We start from the raw sequence: 18,519 nt of genomic DNA, 5'->3' as shown, positions 1-18,519 counted from the left end.
AATATAGCTTATCATCCATTATGCAAATTAGACAAGATTGTAATATCAAAAAGTTTATTATTGTGTACTTTTACTATTTGTTCATGGGTCGTTCATATTTTATTCATATTTAACTTGTATAGTATTTTCAGAGCAAAAAAACGACGAACTTAATTTAAAATTTAGATAGATTTTTTCATAATAGGCCGGGCGCAGCGATGTGTCTGGCCACTCCTCATTAATACGGCTTTTTAAGGCATTTATCCCCAAAAATGCCTGTTACTGCCATCAATTATTGGCAGTATTCTCAATCGCCTGTATTTCATCATTAAGAGACAACATTCTCGCATCCAGATCTGCTACCATCTTGGCGCATTCATAGAGCTCGGTATTGATATGTACCGGTGCCTTCCCCTCAAATTTATATTGAATCTTGTGCTCCAGTGAAGCCCAAAAATCCATTGCAACAGTTCTTATCTGAATCTCAACTTTGACATTTACTATTCTGTCCGAAAGATAAACAGGAAGCGAAACAATCATATGATAGCTCCTGTATCCGCTATCCTTGGGATTCATGATATAGTCTTTGATAGTCAGCACCTGGATATCCTTCTGGCTGCTGATCATCTCGGCTATTCTGTATATATCTGATGTAAAAGAGCATATTATACGAATTCCGGCAATATCATTAACATAGCGCACCATGTTCTCGATTGTGGACTCGTATCCGTTTCTCTTAAGCTTTTTTACGATACTTTCAGGGCCTTTAACTCTGGCCTTGACGTGCTCAATAGGATTATATCTGTGAACCTCCTGAAATTCCTCGTTAAGGATTTCAATTTTGGTCTGTATCTGTTTGAGCGCAGCATTATAAAGGAGGTTTACTTCCTCCCATGTGTGTATGTCATCGGATATTTTTATATTGCTTCCTGAAAGATCTAATTCCATTATTTACACCCAATATTCCTTGTTCATCGAAAAAGCCGTTACCAAACTCTGTGGCAGTTTTTTGTAATTTCTGCCAAGCTTGTAACCCAGCCATCTGAAGCCGCACATAATTATATAATGCGGTATAAGGTAACCCTTTCCTATATGTCTGAAATGCTTAACGGTCTGTCCGACCATCTTCTTTCCCTCTGACTCGGAACTTATACTACCGAATATCTCAGGATGATCTGTCTGTGATACTCCAAGGTCAAAATTTCTGTGGAACTGCTGCATGCAGGTGTAGTTATGTGAATGAACCACTCCCGCCTCCGGAACATAGCATATAGCATATCCCTTCTGGCATGCATTTCCCGCATATACCATATCTTCATTGAAGATCGTCTTATGCGTGAATCCACCTATTTTATCGTATATATCGCGCCTGTACATGGCACATACATTTGAACAAAAATAAGTTTTTATTCCCAATCTGCTAACATCCGCCTGAGTCTTTCTGATAAACTCATTAGGATAGTTGAATTTTCTCGAATATCTCTCCGCAAGATTGCAATCAGGCTTCGGATACTGCCTTGCATATGCAGCGGCAACATCTTCATCAAGTGCCTTCGCAAGAGAAGCTATAAGCACCTTGTCTCTCGGAAAAGCATCCTGTGTCATCATAAGGAAAAAATCTGCGGAAGAAAGCTTCACCCCACGGTTTCTGGTCTCTCCGTGATCAAATTCTTTTTTGCTGACATGTTCAACGATAATATTGTCGTATTTATCCGCCGGATTCGCACCTGCTTTATCTATAAAATCATTCCAATACTTTTCTTCCGTATTCATTATGATAATATGCTCAGGTCTTATCGATTGCTTTTCAAGATCATCGATCAGTTCGAAAAGAGATTTATCCGGCTTATACGTTGGTATTATCACATCAACTTTATACATCTCTACCTCAATTATATTAAATAATCAGTCCCAATCATAGAGTTACTGATATTTCTAATGAACAAAAAGGGCTGAGCTCATACAGAACCCGGCCCTTCTATTTATATTCTGCTAAAAATCGCCTTACTTTCCTGTAACTGCGCTAGTCTTCTTACTTTACTATATTTCTTAATACCCGTAGGTTAATTATTTACCCGCACCGGTATCTGTACTGATCTTCTGACTGTACTTCTTAACATCATCAGATACAGCATACTCAGTATCATTAAAGAGGAATCCGTGAAGCCACTTAACGTTGCTCTCAAGATCCACTGGTGCTACAACACTCTTCTTTCCAACTCTGGCATTAGGATTTATCATGCCTTCGCTGGGGAATCCGGCCTGATCCACAATCTCATACTTAGGAACCTTCTTGAGGAGTTTGACTATCTCATCAAAATGAAGTGTTGTATATGATTCCTTAAATACTTTTTCTGCAATCTCTTCAAGTTCAGCAGGGCTCTTCTTCTTTGCCTCTTCAAGACATGCCTGAATAACTTCTCTCTGTCTTGCCGCACGGTCGATATCACCATTTGCCGTATATCTTACTCGGCAGTAAGCTGTAGCCTGAAGACCTGTAAGTCTCTGAAGTCCCGCTTTCTCTACAGGCTTATATTCCATCTTAAGTTCCTGAGCCATTGTATTCTCGTAGTTATTAAGATGCTTAACAACGTTATCGGGAACATCAATCTCTACACCACCCAAAGCATCAACAACATCTGACAATCCTCTGAAACCGATTGTATAACAGTGCTTAATATCCATATCAAGGTTCATATTGAGCATCTTGATTGCCTGCTCAGGACCACCGTATACATATGCAGCATTACACTTATCATAAGAGTCATCACTAAGATTAAGCCATGTATCACGATATACGGAACAAAGTCTGATCTCACCGTTATCATTGTTGATAGAGCAGATTATGATCGAGTCTGTTCTTGTCTTCTTATCAAGCTGTCCCTTTCTTGAGTCAACACCAAAAAGAGCAATATTTGTATATCCCTTCATGTGTTCACTGTCTGCAGCTGCTTCACTGATACTATCATTGATCTCGGACTCATCAAGATTAACTCTTCCGACCTTTGTAGCTCCCATCTTAAAGAATATGTTATAAGCAACAACCAAAAGCAACAACGCAACTGCGATCTCACTTATAAGTAGTATTAATGCTTTATTATTTTTCTTACCATTTCTGGGTGCACCGGGTCTTGATGACTGACCGCCTCTTCTGGGGTCATCGTATCTGGAGCCTCTTCCGTCAGGTTCTCTTCTTCTGACAGGACGCTCATCATAATCATCATAATCACGTCTAGATCTAGAGTCTCTTCCTCTTCCTGAGGATCTCATATCGTCTCTGTATCTATCATCTCTCTGAGAAGGTCTGCGACCGCCTCTGTCATAATATTCATCATCACGATTAGCCATATTACCTCTCCAATTCTCCATGTTGTCCCAACAAACTGGTCATAGATTATTAAAACTTCTGTGCAACACTTTTTAACATTTGCGTAAAAAAGTTAGCGTATACCCAATACATTTTGCCACAAAAGTGAAAAATATACAAGTCTATACGCTCAATATGCATTTTTATTGACAATTCCGTATCTTATGGTTCCGATTATTATTCTGAAATCAAACATCATCGACCAGTTTTCGATGTAATAGAGGTCATATTCAATTCTTTTTCTGATAGAAGTATCTCCTCTGTAACCATTTATCTGAGCCCAGCCTGTGAGCCCGGGTCTTACCTGATGCTTAACCATGTATCTGGGAATTTCTTCCTTGAACTTCTCAACAAACTGAGGTCTCTCGGGTCTTGGTCCGACAATACTCATCTGTCCGATCAATATATTGAAAAGCTGCGGAAGTTCATCAATACTTGTCTTTCTGATAAACTTACCTATCGTTGTAACTCTCGGATCGTCCTTTGTGGTCCAGCCCTTTTTCTCTTCAGATTCGGTCTGAACTCTCATGCTCCTGAATTTATACATATTGAATGTTTTGCCGTTAAGTCCCACTCTTTCCTGCTTAAAGAGTATAGGCCCGTTGTCCGTACTCTTTATAAGGAAAGCCACAACAAACATCACCGGCGAACACAAAATAATTCCGATCAAAGAACCGATTATATCCACCATCCTCTTTGCAAGCCTGTTAAATGAATTTGTAAGAGGTACGTATCTGATATTGATAACAGGTATTCCCTGCACATCTTCCGTATACGGATTACTTGGAAAAAGAGATGAATAATCGGGAATGAACTTTGTGTGAACTCCCGATTTTTCACACTGTGCAACAAATTCCTCAAGTCTGTCATAATCATTCAAAGGAAGCGTGATAGTAATCTCATCAAATTGATTATTTTCCAGATAACTTGCAAGCTTATCGGTATTTCCGATAACCTCAATTCCGTGATAGCTTGTTCCGATCGGCACAAAATCATCCAAAACACCCGCGATCACATAGCCCCACTGAGGATTGTCGAGGATTCTGCTGATATAACCTTCTGCTGCCCTCGAATATCCGACAAGCAAAATATGCTTTATGTTATATCCTTTTTTCCTGATAAACTGAAGAAACTTCCTCAGAAGTCCGTGCGCTATCGTCGTCGAAGCAACATTTATCGCAAAAAAGATAACAGTAAGCTTTCTGGAATAGTATTGCTTACTTATCCAGAACAAAAGTACATAAAGTCCCAGCACTCCAAGTACATTTGCCTCAAATATATCAATAAATTCATCCCATAATTTAAGTGCCCGTCTTGATGTATAGAGCTGCATCATGTAATACAGAAACAAATACGCGGGCACAACATAGTACAGATATCTAAAATATTCTTCCTGCGAATACTGTCCGATAGTGGGATCCTTGATTATAAAATAAGACGCAATATATGAACCGGCTATAATAAGCCCGTCCACAATGACATGCGCTCTATTTAAATGTATCTGATTGTCCTTGATCATACTCTTGTTGCCCCAAATCTTCTTGCAATATTAATCCACAGTTCAAGCTGAAGGCCTGCGCATGCAAGAAACTCCTTCTTTCCAAACTTCTGTCTTCTGTCCGCATTTTTCAAGATTTTGGAAAAACCGGACATGATTCCCCTGACATGACTCATTCCAAGCCCTTTTCGCATATAAAAGACATGCTTAATAATTATCCCGGCAATAATAAAAGGTAAATTTATAATTATCTGCAAAACCGGCATATTCTTATAAATAAAGTATAAGTTATTACCTGCTGTTAATTCAACCTTAAAAGAGTTGTATCTTGAGCCCGAAGTTCCGCTTCCCGCATGATAAACAAGAGCATCCGGGTCGCAGGCATTGATATATCCCTTGACTCTGGCCCTATATCCTATATCAACGTCCTCAAGATAGCAAAAATGTTTCTCGTCAAAATATCCGATTTCATCAAACAAAGCACGCCTGTATATCGCAGCACCTGCGCAAGCAGATGTTACAGCCGTCTGTTTCGTAAGAAAGCTGCTCTTTTTATCTCTTCCGGGTGAAAAAGCCCATCCGAGAGCACAATAATAATCCCCGCTGTCATCAATAAGCTCGGGATTCTTAAGCTGAAGAAGCTTAGCCTGAACACTGAAGAGTTTTTTCCCCCTGTTCATGGTTCTGACCAAAGACTCGACCGCCCTTTCATCACATACCGTATCATCGTTGAGCAAAAAAACATACTCGGAATCCGATGCTTTTATTCCGACATTCACGGCATTTGCAAATCCGGTATTCTCGTTAAGAGCAATAACTTTGACATCGGGGTACTTATCCTTGATATATCCGGCACTTCCGTCTGTGGAGCCGTTATCCACAATGATAACTCGAAAATCGCTATACGTCTGCTTTTTAAGACTTCTAAGGCAGTCATCAAGATATTTTTTTCCGTTATAATTGGGTATTACCACCGTAACTTTTTCCATCTGGGTCATATCCTCTTAACAACCTGCGGATCCCACATGATCCTAAGGCCACGTTTTCTGACTTCATCGCACACACGTAAACTGAGCTCTATGATTTCTTCCTCAGATACCCCTGCAAATCTGTCATCTGCAGCATTGTCATTAAATGTATCTATATATTTCCGGCCCGTAATCTCTTCATAGGCGCCGATAAACTCAGGTCTTATCGCCATGCATCTTATATCAACCGCATAGCAATCCTGCTGAACTACAGCTCTGTGCTGAAGTCCTCCGCTATATCCGATCAAAAGCCCTTTATAAAGAGCTGTTTTGTCCTTTTCATATATTCCGCCCGCAATCTTCTTTTTATCATCTACGAGCTTTCCGCCCACACATCCTATATCTTTTCTGCATGTCAGGATATCGGGCTTGTAATCTACCCTGTAGAAGCCAAGATGCGGAAGATTGGAAACTTCTGCTTCTATCTTTGCATCGTTAAGTGCCGACTCAATCGCATGAAGACCTGCTTCGTAAGCGTACATCTTACTTGCCGGATTGGCCGCGGTAGATTCGCTGTGGCATCTCCAGTGATATAGAACCTTTCCTATGTGTGCCATCTGTCCCGAAGCCATGTCTATTGAAAGAGCCGCTTCGCAACTTGTTCTCAAAAATAAGTCAAAATCCTGCGCACCGTCAAACTTTGACCTTAGTTTCAATCTCTTTATTATATCCCCTCTCACAACCGTAAAGTGACAGATATAATTATTTGAAAAAAGATAGTCCATATTAAAAGAGGGCTTTGCATGATGCTCGTAAAAGCGCCTCTTACCATTATCGTCCTCAAACTTATCCTCATCTGAATATATAAGCCTTATAGGACAGTTTTTATATCCGGACAGATGATTTTGCTTCATGCTCTTTTTAATGACTCTAAAGACCTCATAAAGAGCATCGGGAGTAAGAAGATCGTCGTGGTCCAAAAGACCTATATAATCTCCTCTTGCAAATTCAATTGCCCTGTTTGTATTCTCGGAAATCCCTGCATTTTCCTCAAGACGGTGATACTTGATCCTCGGATCGTTCTTCGCATATTCTTCCGCAAGAGTCAGAGCTTCAGGCGAAGCATCTGCGAGCACGAGCTCCCAATTTGCATAGCTCTGCGCTATAACAGATTCGATCATCTCCTTAAGGTACTCCGAAGGAGTGTTGTATATGGGCACAACAATGCTGAAGTTCACCGTCTCCCCTTCCTCGGCGAACCTTCTGTACTCAAGGTTCTGTTCCTTAAGAACATCTTCGGAAAGAGAATGAAATTCGTAATTTTCGGAAGCACGTAATGAAGATTTTTCAAGGGCAGCAAAAAATGCGGCCTCAACACCATTGCGCTTAGCATATGTTATTGTTTTTATGACCGCATTTTTGATTCCCATAATTATTTATATCCTAACTATATATTATTTCAGCAAGTTTTCTCAGCTTAGCCTACCGCATTCTTAACAGCTTCGGTAAGTTCATTCTGAAGCTTTTCGGCATCTTCCAGGTTCTTACCTTTTACGCCCATGTAGAACTTGATCTTGGGCTCTGTTCCTGAAGGTCTTGCACAGCACCATGAATCATCATTAAGTGCAAAATACAGAACGTTTGAAGAAGGAAGTCCTGTCTTGGACTCTTCACCTGTCTCCATGTTTATAACTTTATCTGTCTTATAATCTCTGAACTCTTCAACTTTCCAGTTTCCGAATGTCTTGGGAGGATTATTTCTGAGTTTCTCCATGATAGCTGCGATCTGCTCAGCACCTTCCTTACCCTTCATTGTGATAGAATACTGACCTTCTTTGTAATAGCCGTACTCTTCATACATATCGATCATTGCATCCCAAACGCTCTTGCCCTGCTTCTTATAGAAAGCTGCAAGCTCGCAAAGGCACATAACGGCAACGATAGCGTCCTTATCTCTTGCATGAGTTCCGGCAAGACATCCGTAAGACTCCTCAAGACCGAATACATAGTTATGAGACTGATTGTTCTCTTCATAGATCTTGATCTGCTCACCGATATACTTAAATCCTGTAAGAACCTCAGTATAATAAAGTCCGTACTTTTCAGCAACACGTTTTGCCATATTTGTGGTAACGATTGTTGTTACAAAAGCAGGGTTAGCAGGCATAGTCTTTGTACTTGTACGTTCTCTCAAGATATACTCACCGATAAGCATACCTGACATATTTCCTGTAAATCCGACATATTCACCTGTCTTAAGATCCTTAGCGTAGATTCCGAGACGGTCTGCATCGGGATCGGTTGCAAGAACGATGTCCGCATCCTTTTCTTTTGCAAGTTCAAGCGCAAGCTTAAATGCCTTGGGATCCTCGGGATTGGGATATTCCAAAGTTGTGAAATCGGGGTCGGGAGCTTCCTGCTCGGGAACCACATACACATTCTTAAATCCAAGTTCTTTCAAAACCCTTCTTACAGGAAGGTTACCTGTTCCGTGGAAAGGTGTATATACAATTGTGAACTTATCAGCCATCTCATCGATAACATCCTGATGGATGATCTGCTTCTTAAGCTCAACCATGTACTTGTCATCTATCTCTGTTCCAAAAGAAACATAAAGTCCCTGTGCGATGGCATCCTCTTTGGACATTGTCTTAACTTCATGATAGTCCTTGATAGCCATAACCTCTGCGATAATTCCGTTGTCATGAGGAGGTGTGATCTGCGCGCCGTCTTCCCAATATACCTTGTATCCGTTGTATTCCGGAGGATTGTGAGAAGCTGTTACCATTACACCTGCGATACATCCAAACTCTCTGAGTGCAAAAGAAAGCTCGGGAGTGGGACGTAAGATATCACTTACATAAGCCTTGATCCCGTTTGCAGCAAGGCAAAGAGCCGTCTCATCGGCAAACTCGGGTGAAAATCTTCTGCAGTCAAAAGAGATAGCAACCCCTTTCTTAGCTGCATCGGGTCCGCCGTTTTTCTTGATATAATTTGCAAGTCCCTGTGTTGCTTTTCTTACAACGTACTTGTTCATTCTGTTGGTTCCGGCACCGATAACGCCTCTAAGTCCGCCGGTACCGAACTCAAGCTCTCTGTAAAATCTATCTTCAACTTCGGCCTCATCGTTTCTGATAGCCATCAATTCTTTTTTTGTCTCATCATCAAAATATGAATCATTAAGCCAATATTCAAGCTGTTTTGATGCTTCACTCATTTTTCTTTCCTCCTTAGGATAAAACTACTGGTTTATTATAGCATGATTTATGATATATCACGCCTTATTGATCCCTTAAACTCGAATAACCCTCTACATTCAGACTGTAATCACTTCTGTCCAGAGAAAAATTCGGATTGTAATAAGGATCTCCCTTATCAAGGATTTCCTTCCACTTTGTTCTAAAGTGTTCCGACTCATCTTCATAGCGTTTCGCATTTTCTCCCTCAAGGTCAAGTCCCCGTGAAAGAGATTCGTAATGGAACATCTCAGCAAAAGGAGTAAACACGTTAAGATACCCTTTTTCTCTGAGTTTAAGGCAAAAATCAACATCATTGAGGCTCACTTCAAAAGTTTCATCAAGTCCATCAACCTCATCGTACTTCTTTCGTGAAACCATAAGGCAAGCACCCGTAACGGCACTTACATCCTGAGCATAGCAAAGTCTGCCCATATATCCCAGGTTCATACCTGCCTGTCCGTAATGGGAATGCCCTGCTGTTCTGTGGGCGCCGAGCTTAAGAACAACACCTGCGTGCTGAATCTTTCTGTCGGGGAAATAAAGCTTTGCTCCAACCGCTCCCACATCCGATCTCTGAGCGTACATCAAAAGTTCCTCTATCCAGTTTACGGTTATGACCTTGGTGTCGTTGTTAAGAAGGATGATGTACTCGCCATCAGATGCCTTCACACCGTAATTCACAACCTTGGAATAATTAAACTTAGGTTTTGAACCGTCAGGATTAAGATTACTCTTATCTTCGTAGAAATCTACGACCTTCACAATATCTTTAAGCGATCCAGACTTAAGTTCATCGTAATAGCCCTTTATCTCAGAGCCCTTACTTCCGTTCTCGACAACAATGATCTCATAGTTGTCGTAAACAGATTTCTCATATATCGAATCTATGCACCTTCTAAGATCCTCTGCGTGTTCGCAATTGGGAATAATAATGCTTACCTTCGGTGTTCCGACAACCTCATAACTAATCTTAAAGATTGTCTCAAAAGCTCTGGTGCTCGTAATCTTAAAGTGGTCGTATCCGTGGCGTCTTAAGTGGTCTGCCACAGCTCCTTTTGCAGCCTCAATCGCATAGGGCTTGGCGCTTATATCCGACGCAACACTTCCCGCATGAGATCTCCAGTAATATAAAAGCTTTGGAATATGCACAATATGCTCGGCTTTATCCGTGAGCCTCAATATCATGTCATGATCCTGGCTTCCGTCAAATTTAGTTCTAAAGAGCTCAGTTCCCTCGAGAAGAGTTCTTTTAAACACACTGAAATGACAAATATAATTGTTTGCCCTTAAGTTATCAATAGCATAGTCAGGCTTAAAATGCATTGTTATCATCTTGTTGATATCATCGCCCTTAAAGGTCGTCTCATCGCAATAGATGTAATCCGCGTTCTCCTCATTTATAGCCTTAACATACCAGTAAAGAACTTCCGGATGAAGAATATCATCGTGATCGAAAAGACCGACATACTCACCCTTTGCAAGTTCAAGACAGTGATTTGTATTTCCCGAGATACCCTCGTTCTTCTCAAGCTTTTCGTAGGAAATCTTGCAATTTCCCTCTTTGTCCAAAGCCCTGTCTTCCTTCATATATTCGCTTACAATCTGCGATACAAGTCCAACATGCTCATCATCGGAACCGTCCGCAAGGCAAAGCTGCCAGTTTGAATATGTCTGTACAAGAACAGACTCGATCATGTCTCGAAGAAACTTTTCAGGAGTGTTATAAAGAGGCACCAGTATAGAGATCAAAGGCGCTTTCTCGAAAACAGTCTCTTCCTGCTCTTTTCTTACTTCGGGAGTTGGAAAGCTCTCCGTTCCGTAATGAGTCATGGCCTTTTTTTCTACCTGCTTGTACTTTATCTTGGCGATAACTCCCTTTACAGAGCCCTGATTTCTCACCCTGTCGATCTGTCTTATCGTAAAGTGCATGGCATTTCTCGCAGGCGTACTTGCCTTCCAGATAGGATTGTTCTTGATCCTTGAGAGCTTAAACTCAAGCTCGCTGTTCTTATCTTCAAGTTCCGCAATCCTTGACGCAAGATCTGCGCTCTTTAACTTTTCTTTTTCATATGCTGCTTTAAAATCAAAATCTTTTTCTGACATAAAAAACTTCCAATCAATTCCTTACATTCAATTCTTAACATGTAATATGTTCGGTACCCAGTTAATGAGCTTAAGCCTGCTCGTTCTGTCTATCGCAAGCATTCCGATCTGATAGAATCCGGGTTTTAATTCACCCTTTTTAATCTTTAGCTTATATCCCGTAAGGTCCACATTGACCTGATCCTGGAGTCTTACCCTGATGTCAGGTCTGTACCAGATATAGGGCGTAAAACTGTAAACTTCAGGCCCAACAGGTCCTGCCCCATCCTCATACCTCTCTACAAGCCTCAAAAGAAGCTTTTTGTCATAGAGTGCATTGTCAGATCCTATAACAAAACTGTATCCCTTAAGGAAATATCCCTCAATATTATCTGCGGTATTAACGCCATACAGCCAGTTGTCCATAGAAGCGTTGTACTCGCATCCGACTCTCAGGCACTGATCTTCTCTCGCCCCCTTAATTCCCTTCTCATGAAGAACAGGCGACATATAAGGTATGTCTTCAACAGGCGTGTAGTCTTCTCTCGGAATGATCGCCGATATCGTCTCATCTTCCGTAAGATGCGGGCTGTAAAAAGGATCCTTGTTATACAGGTGCGCGTGCCTCTTCATAAGCACCTCGCCTTCTGCCGCAAGTCTGTCCATCTTCTTCGGATCAAGGTTATCAAGTCCCCTTGTAAGAGACTCATGATGCAAAAGATAAGTATGATTGCAACAAACGTTGTAATAGCCCTTTTCAAAAACGCTGTAGCAGAAATCCACATCATTGAAAGCAACCTTAAGTTCCTCGGGGAAACCTCCCACGTCGTTGAACTTGCGTCTGCTTATGAGAAGGCAGGCCGCTGTCACGCCTATCATGTTGTGTATTCCTCTGTTGTAGCCAAAATAATGGCTCTTATTGTCATGCATCTTCTGAAGCTTGTGAACGGGGCCTCTTCTCACATTTGCAATTCCCGCATGCTGTATAAGGTCGGTCTTTGGATAGATAAGCTTTGCTCCGACAGCTCCCACATGCTTAAGCTGGGCCTGTGAAATAAGCTCCGTCAGCCACCCGTCTTTAACCGCCTCGATATCGTCATTGAGGAAAAGAAGATACTCTCCCGTGCAACTTCTCGCGCCCTGATTGCACATAGCCGAGAAATTAAAGTCCTGAAGCTTGTATATATAATTTATCTTGGTAAGTCCGTTTTTTCTGGGCGCTCTCGATGCATATACACCGTACTTGACCCTGTTTGACGCAGAACTTCCGTTGTCTATGACAACAATGTCATATGTTATTCCGGCATCCTTAGTTGTCTCGATTATCGAATTAAGACACTGCTGGAAAACCTCGGGATGATCCTTTGACGGGATGATAATGCTCACCGTCACGGGCTTAAGCAGCATATGTCTTGAGTTATGGAAACTTCTTCCGTAAAAGACATCCTGTCCTGCGTTTCTGTGAAACAGAACCTCTCTTATATGACCGATCGGAAGCTCTGTTCCCGTCCTCTTTGCAAACGCCCTCTCATGAATAGCCAGCATGCAAAAGAGAACATCGGCTGAAAGAAGCGAAGCTTCAAGTCCGATCTGCTCGGGCGAATTTTTCTTGTTCGCTGTTCCGCCAAGCATCTTGACAGCATTGTCATATTCAGGAATCGCATCATGTACAGTCTTGGATCTGCAAGCAAAAAGACTGCCAATATAAAATGCATTTAAGTATGAATCCGGTGACCAGTCAGGCTTAAAGAAAGGATGAATAAACTTTCCGCCTCTTCCGATCTCATCCTCGTCCGCATAGACAACGTTATGCTCCGGATGCGCTATAAAATACTGTTTTATTACTTCTCCGGCCCTTTTCGTAAGTTTTCCCTTGGGACTTACAAAAATGTATACCGTGTTTTCATCATCTTTGGCGTCAGTCATCTCCCATACTTTTGCATACGGAACAACCTTTACCTTAGGTTCCGGAAGCTTATGCGGTATGAGTTCTCCGTTCTCTCCCGTCTCATACTGAACGGGTGCTTCCGCCTGGATAACAGGGCTCTTCTCGATGTTCTTTTGCCATTTGTCATAAGCTGATGCCTTGGCATTGACCATCCTGTTGTATTTAGCTGTTCTTTTTGTTGCAAGAGTACTTTTAACTAACCCCTTAAGCATTCCCCGTTTTTACTCCTCGTCTCTGTAATAACGTGCCTCACGCTTTTCAACAATCTTTCTTCCGATTTTCTTTATTATCCCCACTTTTTCCTTTTGCTCAGCACCAGGCTGAAGATCAACGGAATTGATAATAGCATCTGCGGCGTTTTTAGGAACCATCGTAGTAAGAAGTCTCACCGTGAGATGATTATTCTCCTTTACACTGAGTCCGCTTGCCGTAAGATCGAACTCAATATTCGGATCGTCTGTATTAAACATGAAGGAATCATCTGTGATCCACTCGCCGTTTACAGGCTTAAGTGTAATATCCGCCGAGCCGTCCTCGATAGACAATCCGTTCCATGCAGCCTCTATCACGGTAACCATGCAGGGAGCAAATGCAGGATCGAGCCTTAGCACCTTGCACCTTGAATCTACCGGAATATCGAGACTTATCTCATTCTTGTCATCATACTGCTCCTCGGGGAATATCGAATCATCCTCCGAATATCCAAATCCCTCGTCAAAGTAAACCTGAACGCAGTCTGCAGCTCTTGCCGCATCCGCAGACTTTGAGAGTTCCTTTGGAACAATAACTTTTCTTCCTATATCTTTCCAGATCTCAACGAGAGACTTTCTGTTTCCCGTAACATATTTCTGGAATGCATATTCTTCATCAAGAAGAACCTTCATTTCTTTTTCTTTTAACCCAAGTCTCTCATATACAGGCTTTGGATCGAACTTCTCTCTCTTCCTGTCTTCGAGTCTGTAGCAGTAGAGTGCTCTCCACACCTGCTCCTTGGGCGGAATACATTTTCCGTAAGTCCACTCATAATCAATTATAGTCCAGATAGGTCCGTTTACCATTATGTTGGAAAAGATAAGGTCGTAATCGGACACCGGATAATCCGGCTTATAATTAAGTCTCTTAATATACTCATTTATAAGTGCATCGAAGGCTTCCATATCATCCCTGTCTATGCACTGATCAAGAAGCGACGCGAGAGGAACACCGTTTACAAAAGAAAAAACAGCACAGCCTTCCGTCTCGTCTATATGGCAATCATTTATCTCAAAATCGCCGCCCCTGAACTTCTCCTGAAGTCCGAGATAAGCATCCCTTAGACCGAAAACATGCTCTCGTGCAGCCTCACTCAGCGGGAATTTCTTAATAACTTTTCTTCCCGTTCTGCTTATGGCGATATCTGTTCTTATCTTGAATTCATCAACTCTGTCGTTGCTGTACTTACTGTATACTGTATCAAATCCGGGTCCCAGTATTACTTCAAAAGAATTGGCAAAATCCGGATACATTCCGTCTTTGACAAGATCCTCATATGCATGTTTCTCGTTAAAGAGGATCATTCTGTCCCTGTCAAAGTTCCTGACATTGTCCTGAAGCTCTCCGAACTTAGGGAAATAAGAATCGGAGTGGATCATTGTCATGAGCTTGTAATCAGGGTACGGATAGTAGAAATGATAATCATTCATTCCACACTTTTTAAATATATTGATAAGTCCGTTCCTTGTAAAAGTCTTGGCAACGCTGTCAGCCGTATAACCTTCGATTCCCTTAAAGTATGTTCCGAGATGATCTTCTGAACATCCTGCAAAATACTTAAGTCCAAGACGATTCTCGATGGCAATTACAATTCTTCCGCCCTTTTTAAGGTGTCTGTTAAGCATTCTGAGGAACTTCTCGTACGGGTTGTCCGTTCCGATATATCCCTGTCCGTACTCAAACACGCCAATTAGAAAAATATAATCAAAATCTCTGTCAAGATCAGGCTCAATGTCCCTGAAGTTTCCCACGTGAATGGTCACATTTCCACATTCTTTGTTTCTGTAGGCATTGATCTCGGATCTTCTTCTGGAAAGATCGCACGAAACAACACTCGCTGCTTTCTTTGAAAGCATTCCCGTTATCGCTCCGCATCCTGATCCGACCTCAAGAACCTTTGCGTTTGGATCCATGGGAATCCACTCGACAATATTCGCTCTCTGTTCAGAAAGATGGTAGAGAATAGGCCAGCTTGCTTTTTTCTCAATGATCTCCTGAAACTCTTCTTTTTTATGATTTTTTACAATCTCAAGAAGATCGTTCTCTACAGCACCGTCACTGTACAGATCGACCCCGGAATAATGTTTGAAATTAAGTGTGACATTGCCAATCTTAATCTGTTCCTGCATCTATATCTCTCACTTTACATGTTGTGTTCATATCATAATATCCAACCGTATTCTTATCTGATACGACCGTGATATTAAGGGCATCATACAGCCTGTGGTATACAGTAAAATCATTCTGCTCAAATCCTGTAACCCCAAAGCTTAAAAGATATTCGCCGCCCTGTAAAGACATATTCTGTGTGAAGGTTATCTCCTTCTCATCACCTGCTTTTACAGGTTCCAAAAAGGCTTTCTCAACCATGGAATTGGTACCTGTGATCTCAATTCCCATGATATTCTTGAAGGTAAGTGCAAAAATAGGTGCCGCAACATCCTTTTCGAACCTGACCTTCATGTGCACCGTAAATTCAGTGCCCTTGATTATTGAGTTCGACCTCACTCCGTTTGAATCGGTAGCAAAGTACTCATAAATCTTAGCCGATCCGTCGCCGTACTCAAGAGTATCGGGATTTGCACCCGCATCTTCCTCGGAAGCCCATTCACTAAAGGTTTCCTTTCCGTCTTTTCTTTTTCCTTTTTTACCGGCATTTGCGGAGCCTTCGGAACTACTCTTCTTTATCTTGGAATCAGCTTTTTTGTCTGCTTTGGCGGCAGCTTCCCTGATATCATCATCATAGAGAAGATTCTCGCCTTCGCTGCTCGGAAGAGGATATTGTCCCACAAGAACCTGCTTGTAGATATCAATCATCTTCTTAGGTGTTCCCTCTCCGATGAGCACGCCTTGATTCAAAAGAACCGCTCTGTCACAATACTTACTTATACTTGAAAGATCGTGTGACACAAAGAGGATCGTCTTACCTTTTTTCTTAAATTCCTCAAACTTATGATAGCACTTTGCCTGGAAAAATACGTCTCCTACAGAAAGTGCCTCATCTACTATAAGAATTTCGGGATCGATGTTTATCGCAACCGCAAAGGCAAGTCTTACAAACATACCGCTTGAATAAGTCTTAACCGGCTGATATACATAATCTCCGATGTCTGCAAACTCAAGGATTGCATCCATTCTATTTTTTATCTCATCTTCGGAAAAGCCGATCATCATACCGTTTAAGTAGATGTTGTCGATTCCGTTATATTCCATGTTAAAACCGGCTCCAAGCTCCAAAAGAGCTGAAATATGGCCGTTTACGTTTACTTCGCCAGATGTTGGAGTAAGAACTCCTGTGATTATCTTAAGAATCGTAGATTTTCCTGAACCGTTTGTTCCGATGATACCTACAGTCTCACCCTTTTTAACCGTAAGATTTACGTTGTTAAGGGCAATCTTTTCCTTAAACTTTTTCTTCTTGGCAAGGCCGAGTGAATCTTTAATCCTATCCCCCGGCTTTTCGTAAAGCGTATATGATTTAGTGAGGTTTTTTACCTCAATAGCTATATCATTCTTCATGTAAATTTCTCCATGATCTATGGATTGTTTCAAAATTATGTATCAAAGTACATCCGCAAAGTGCGGTTTAAGGCGCTTGAATAATACTGTTCCTATACAGAAAAGCATTACAACACTCAGCCAAAAATATGTCGATGAATAAAAATGTTCATAAAACCAGGTTTCACCGTAAATTGAGCTTCTGTAACCTTCCACGATATATGTCATGGGGTTAAGCTTTACAAACACCTTTATAAGATCTTCATACATTCTTATTTGTTCAATTGGCATATGTAAATCATCAGTACAATGTTTCCTGACACGCTCTATAATATCGTTGTTAAGATCCCAGAGAATAGGAGTATACCACTGTAAAAGCTGAATTATAATACTTATGATCTGAAGGAGATCTCTGAAAAAGACAACGAGCGCACAGGTTGCATAACTGATAGATAAAACCAGTATAAATTCGCAACCGATGTAATATATGAGCTGAATCCAGTAAATACTGGGTTCATATCCCATAATCCATGCCATTGCAAGGAGCACACCCAAAAAGAATATATGAATAAACATTGCAGCAATTATTTTGATAATAGGAAGAATGCTTATTTTAAAAAGAACTTTTTTTACAAGATAGTTATATTCAAGAAGTGCTGTTGTTCCGTTATTAAGCGCTTCCACAAAAAAGAACCACGGAACAAGACCTGCTGTGAGGTAAAGTAAATGAGGAACTTCCTCCCCGTTAGGAAGAACATGAGGAGCAGTCGGAAAGAGTTTTCCAAAAATAATGCTGTAAAGAACAACCGTAACAACAGGCTGAACTGCGGCCCATAAAGCGCCCCATGAAGATCCGGCATATCTTTTTTTGAAATCATTGACGGAAAGTCTCACAATAAGTTTTCTGCTGTTCCAAAGTTCAACAGGAAGAACCGTAAGTTTGTCATACCAAAAATAGACCAGAATACATCCGACACCTAACAAAATACATCCGCATATTTTTTTAAGCATCTCTGTATGTTGGTCTGCAAGAGGATTGTTATGTAAAAAAATTATCAGCGCAACCATAAACGCCAATACATAGAAAACGCCCAAGAATTTTTTCTTGGGGGGTTTTCCGATTTTCAATCTTTTGTTCAAAACTCTTTAATTCCTCCCCATTTTTTGTCCTTATCGGAAAGGTTGAGTTCTACACCATCTATAAGCGGCCATTCTACTCCAATATCGGGGTCGTTCCACTTAAGTCCGCCCTCATCATTGGGATGATAGAAATCAGAGCATTTATAAGCAAATTCGGCATACTCGGAAAGAACATAGAATCCGTGCGCAAATCCCTTTGGAATAAAGAACTGCTTCTTGTTCTCGGCAGATAAAATAACACCGAACCACTTTCCAAATGTAGCAGAATTTCTTCTAAGATCAACCGCAACATCAAATACTTCTCCGTTAATGCAACGAACAAGCTTATCCTGAGGATAATTCTTCTGGAAGTGAAGGCCTCTTAAAACGCCCTGTTTACTTGCAGACTGATTGTCCTGAACGAATTCAACATCAATACCGGCTTCAACAAAATCATTTTTGTTATAAGTCTCAACAAAATAGCCTCTGGCATCTCCGAATACAGTGGGAGTTATAACCTTAAGCCCCTCTATTTCACATGTTTCAACGCTAATCTTACCCATTTCTTG

At 41.2% G+C, this 18,519-nt stretch carries 13 protein-coding genes; all 13 read right to left on the bottom strand.

The genetic code is table 11. From position 1 onward, the window contains the following. Nucleotides 1-267: 267 nt before the first annotated feature. Nucleotides 268-927: a GTP pyrophosphokinase gene (locus DL92_RS18830; protein ID WP_027208551.1), complete on the bottom strand. Its 660-nt coding sequence runs from the start codon at nucleotides 925-927 to the stop codon at nucleotides 268-270. 3 nt (nucleotides 928-930) lie between these two features. Further along, nucleotides 931-1,860 carry a glycosyltransferase family 2 protein gene (locus DL92_RS0109185; RefSeq protein ID WP_026655768.1) on the bottom strand — a complete coding sequence of 310 codons (930 nt, stop codon included), beginning with the start codon at nucleotides 1,858-1,860 and terminating at the stop codon, nucleotides 931-933. A 186-nt stretch (nucleotides 1,861-2,046) separates the two neighbouring features. Further along, on the bottom strand, nucleotides 2,047-3,327 hold the full coding sequence (locus DL92_RS0109180) for an LCP family protein (protein WP_026667488.1): 1,281 nt from the start codon (nucleotides 3,325-3,327) through the stop codon (nucleotides 2,047-2,049). Between the two features lie 149 nt (nucleotides 3,328-3,476). Continuing rightward, nucleotides 3,477-4,865, bottom strand: a complete 1,389-nt coding sequence (locus DL92_RS0109175; protein ID WP_026655771.1) for an undecaprenyl-phosphate glucose phosphotransferase — start codon at nucleotides 4,863-4,865, stop codon at nucleotides 3,477-3,479. Further along, entirely contained in the window at nucleotides 4,862-5,833 is a 972-nt protein-coding gene (locus DL92_RS0109170) for a glycosyltransferase family 2 protein (RefSeq protein WP_034468842.1), read from the bottom strand. Before DL92_RS0109170 ends, DL92_RS0109175 begins: the two co-directional genes overlap by 4 nt. A gap of 5 nt (nucleotides 5,834-5,838) precedes the next feature. Beyond that, a complete protein-coding gene (locus tag DL92_RS20240; protein ID WP_051625283.1) occupies nucleotides 5,839-7,242 on the bottom strand; it encodes a glycosyltransferase family 2 protein in 1,404 nt (467 codons plus the stop codon). Between the two features lie 47 nt (nucleotides 7,243-7,289). Continuing rightward, complete coding sequence (locus tag DL92_RS18820) at nucleotides 7,290-9,029, bottom strand: phospho-sugar mutase (protein ID WP_026655774.1); 1,740 nt, start codon at nucleotides 9,027-9,029, stop codon at nucleotides 7,290-7,292. 64 nt (nucleotides 9,030-9,093) lie between these two features. After that, on the bottom strand, nucleotides 9,094-11,154 hold the full coding sequence (locus DL92_RS0109155; protein ID WP_026667486.1) for a glycosyltransferase family 2 protein: 2,061 nt from the start codon (nucleotides 11,152-11,154) through the stop codon (nucleotides 9,094-9,096). A 27-nt stretch (nucleotides 11,155-11,181) separates the two neighbouring features. Next, nucleotides 11,182-13,293, bottom strand: coding sequence for a glycosyltransferase (locus tag DL92_RS0109150; RefSeq protein WP_026655776.1), 2,112 nt, complete (start codon nucleotides 13,291-13,293; stop codon nucleotides 11,182-11,184). 9 nt (nucleotides 13,294-13,302) lie between these two features. Continuing rightward, entirely contained in the window at nucleotides 13,303-15,462 is a 2,160-nt protein-coding gene (locus DL92_RS20710; protein WP_081816870.1) for a class I SAM-dependent methyltransferase, read from the bottom strand. Further along, on the bottom strand, nucleotides 15,446-16,852 hold the full coding sequence (locus DL92_RS0109140) for an ABC transporter ATP-binding protein (protein WP_026667485.1): 1,407 nt from the start codon (nucleotides 16,850-16,852) through the stop codon (nucleotides 15,446-15,448). The genes DL92_RS20710 and DL92_RS0109140 overlap by 17 nt, the downstream gene beginning before the upstream one ends. Nucleotides 16,853-16,894: 42 nt before the next feature. Further along, nucleotides 16,895-17,971: an ABC transporter permease gene (locus tag DL92_RS0109135; RefSeq protein WP_051625282.1), complete on the bottom strand. Its 1,077-nt coding sequence runs from the start codon at nucleotides 17,969-17,971 to the stop codon at nucleotides 16,895-16,897. Continuing rightward, nucleotides 17,968-18,513: a dTDP-4-dehydrorhamnose 3,5-epimerase gene (rfbC, locus tag DL92_RS0109130; RefSeq protein ID WP_026667483.1), complete on the bottom strand. Its 546-nt coding sequence runs from the start codon at nucleotides 18,511-18,513 to the stop codon at nucleotides 17,968-17,970. The genes DL92_RS0109135 and rfbC overlap by 4 nt, the downstream gene beginning before the upstream one ends. Nucleotides 18,514-18,519 lie beyond the last annotated feature (6 nt).

The organism is Butyrivibrio sp. AE2005 (assembly GCF_000686965.1).
GTDB lineage: Bacteria > Bacillota > Clostridia > Lachnospirales > Lachnospiraceae > Butyrivibrio > Butyrivibrio hungatei_A.
The sequence above is the reverse complement of the archived record's forward strand: the minus strand, read 5'-3'. Positions and strand labels throughout refer to the sequence as shown.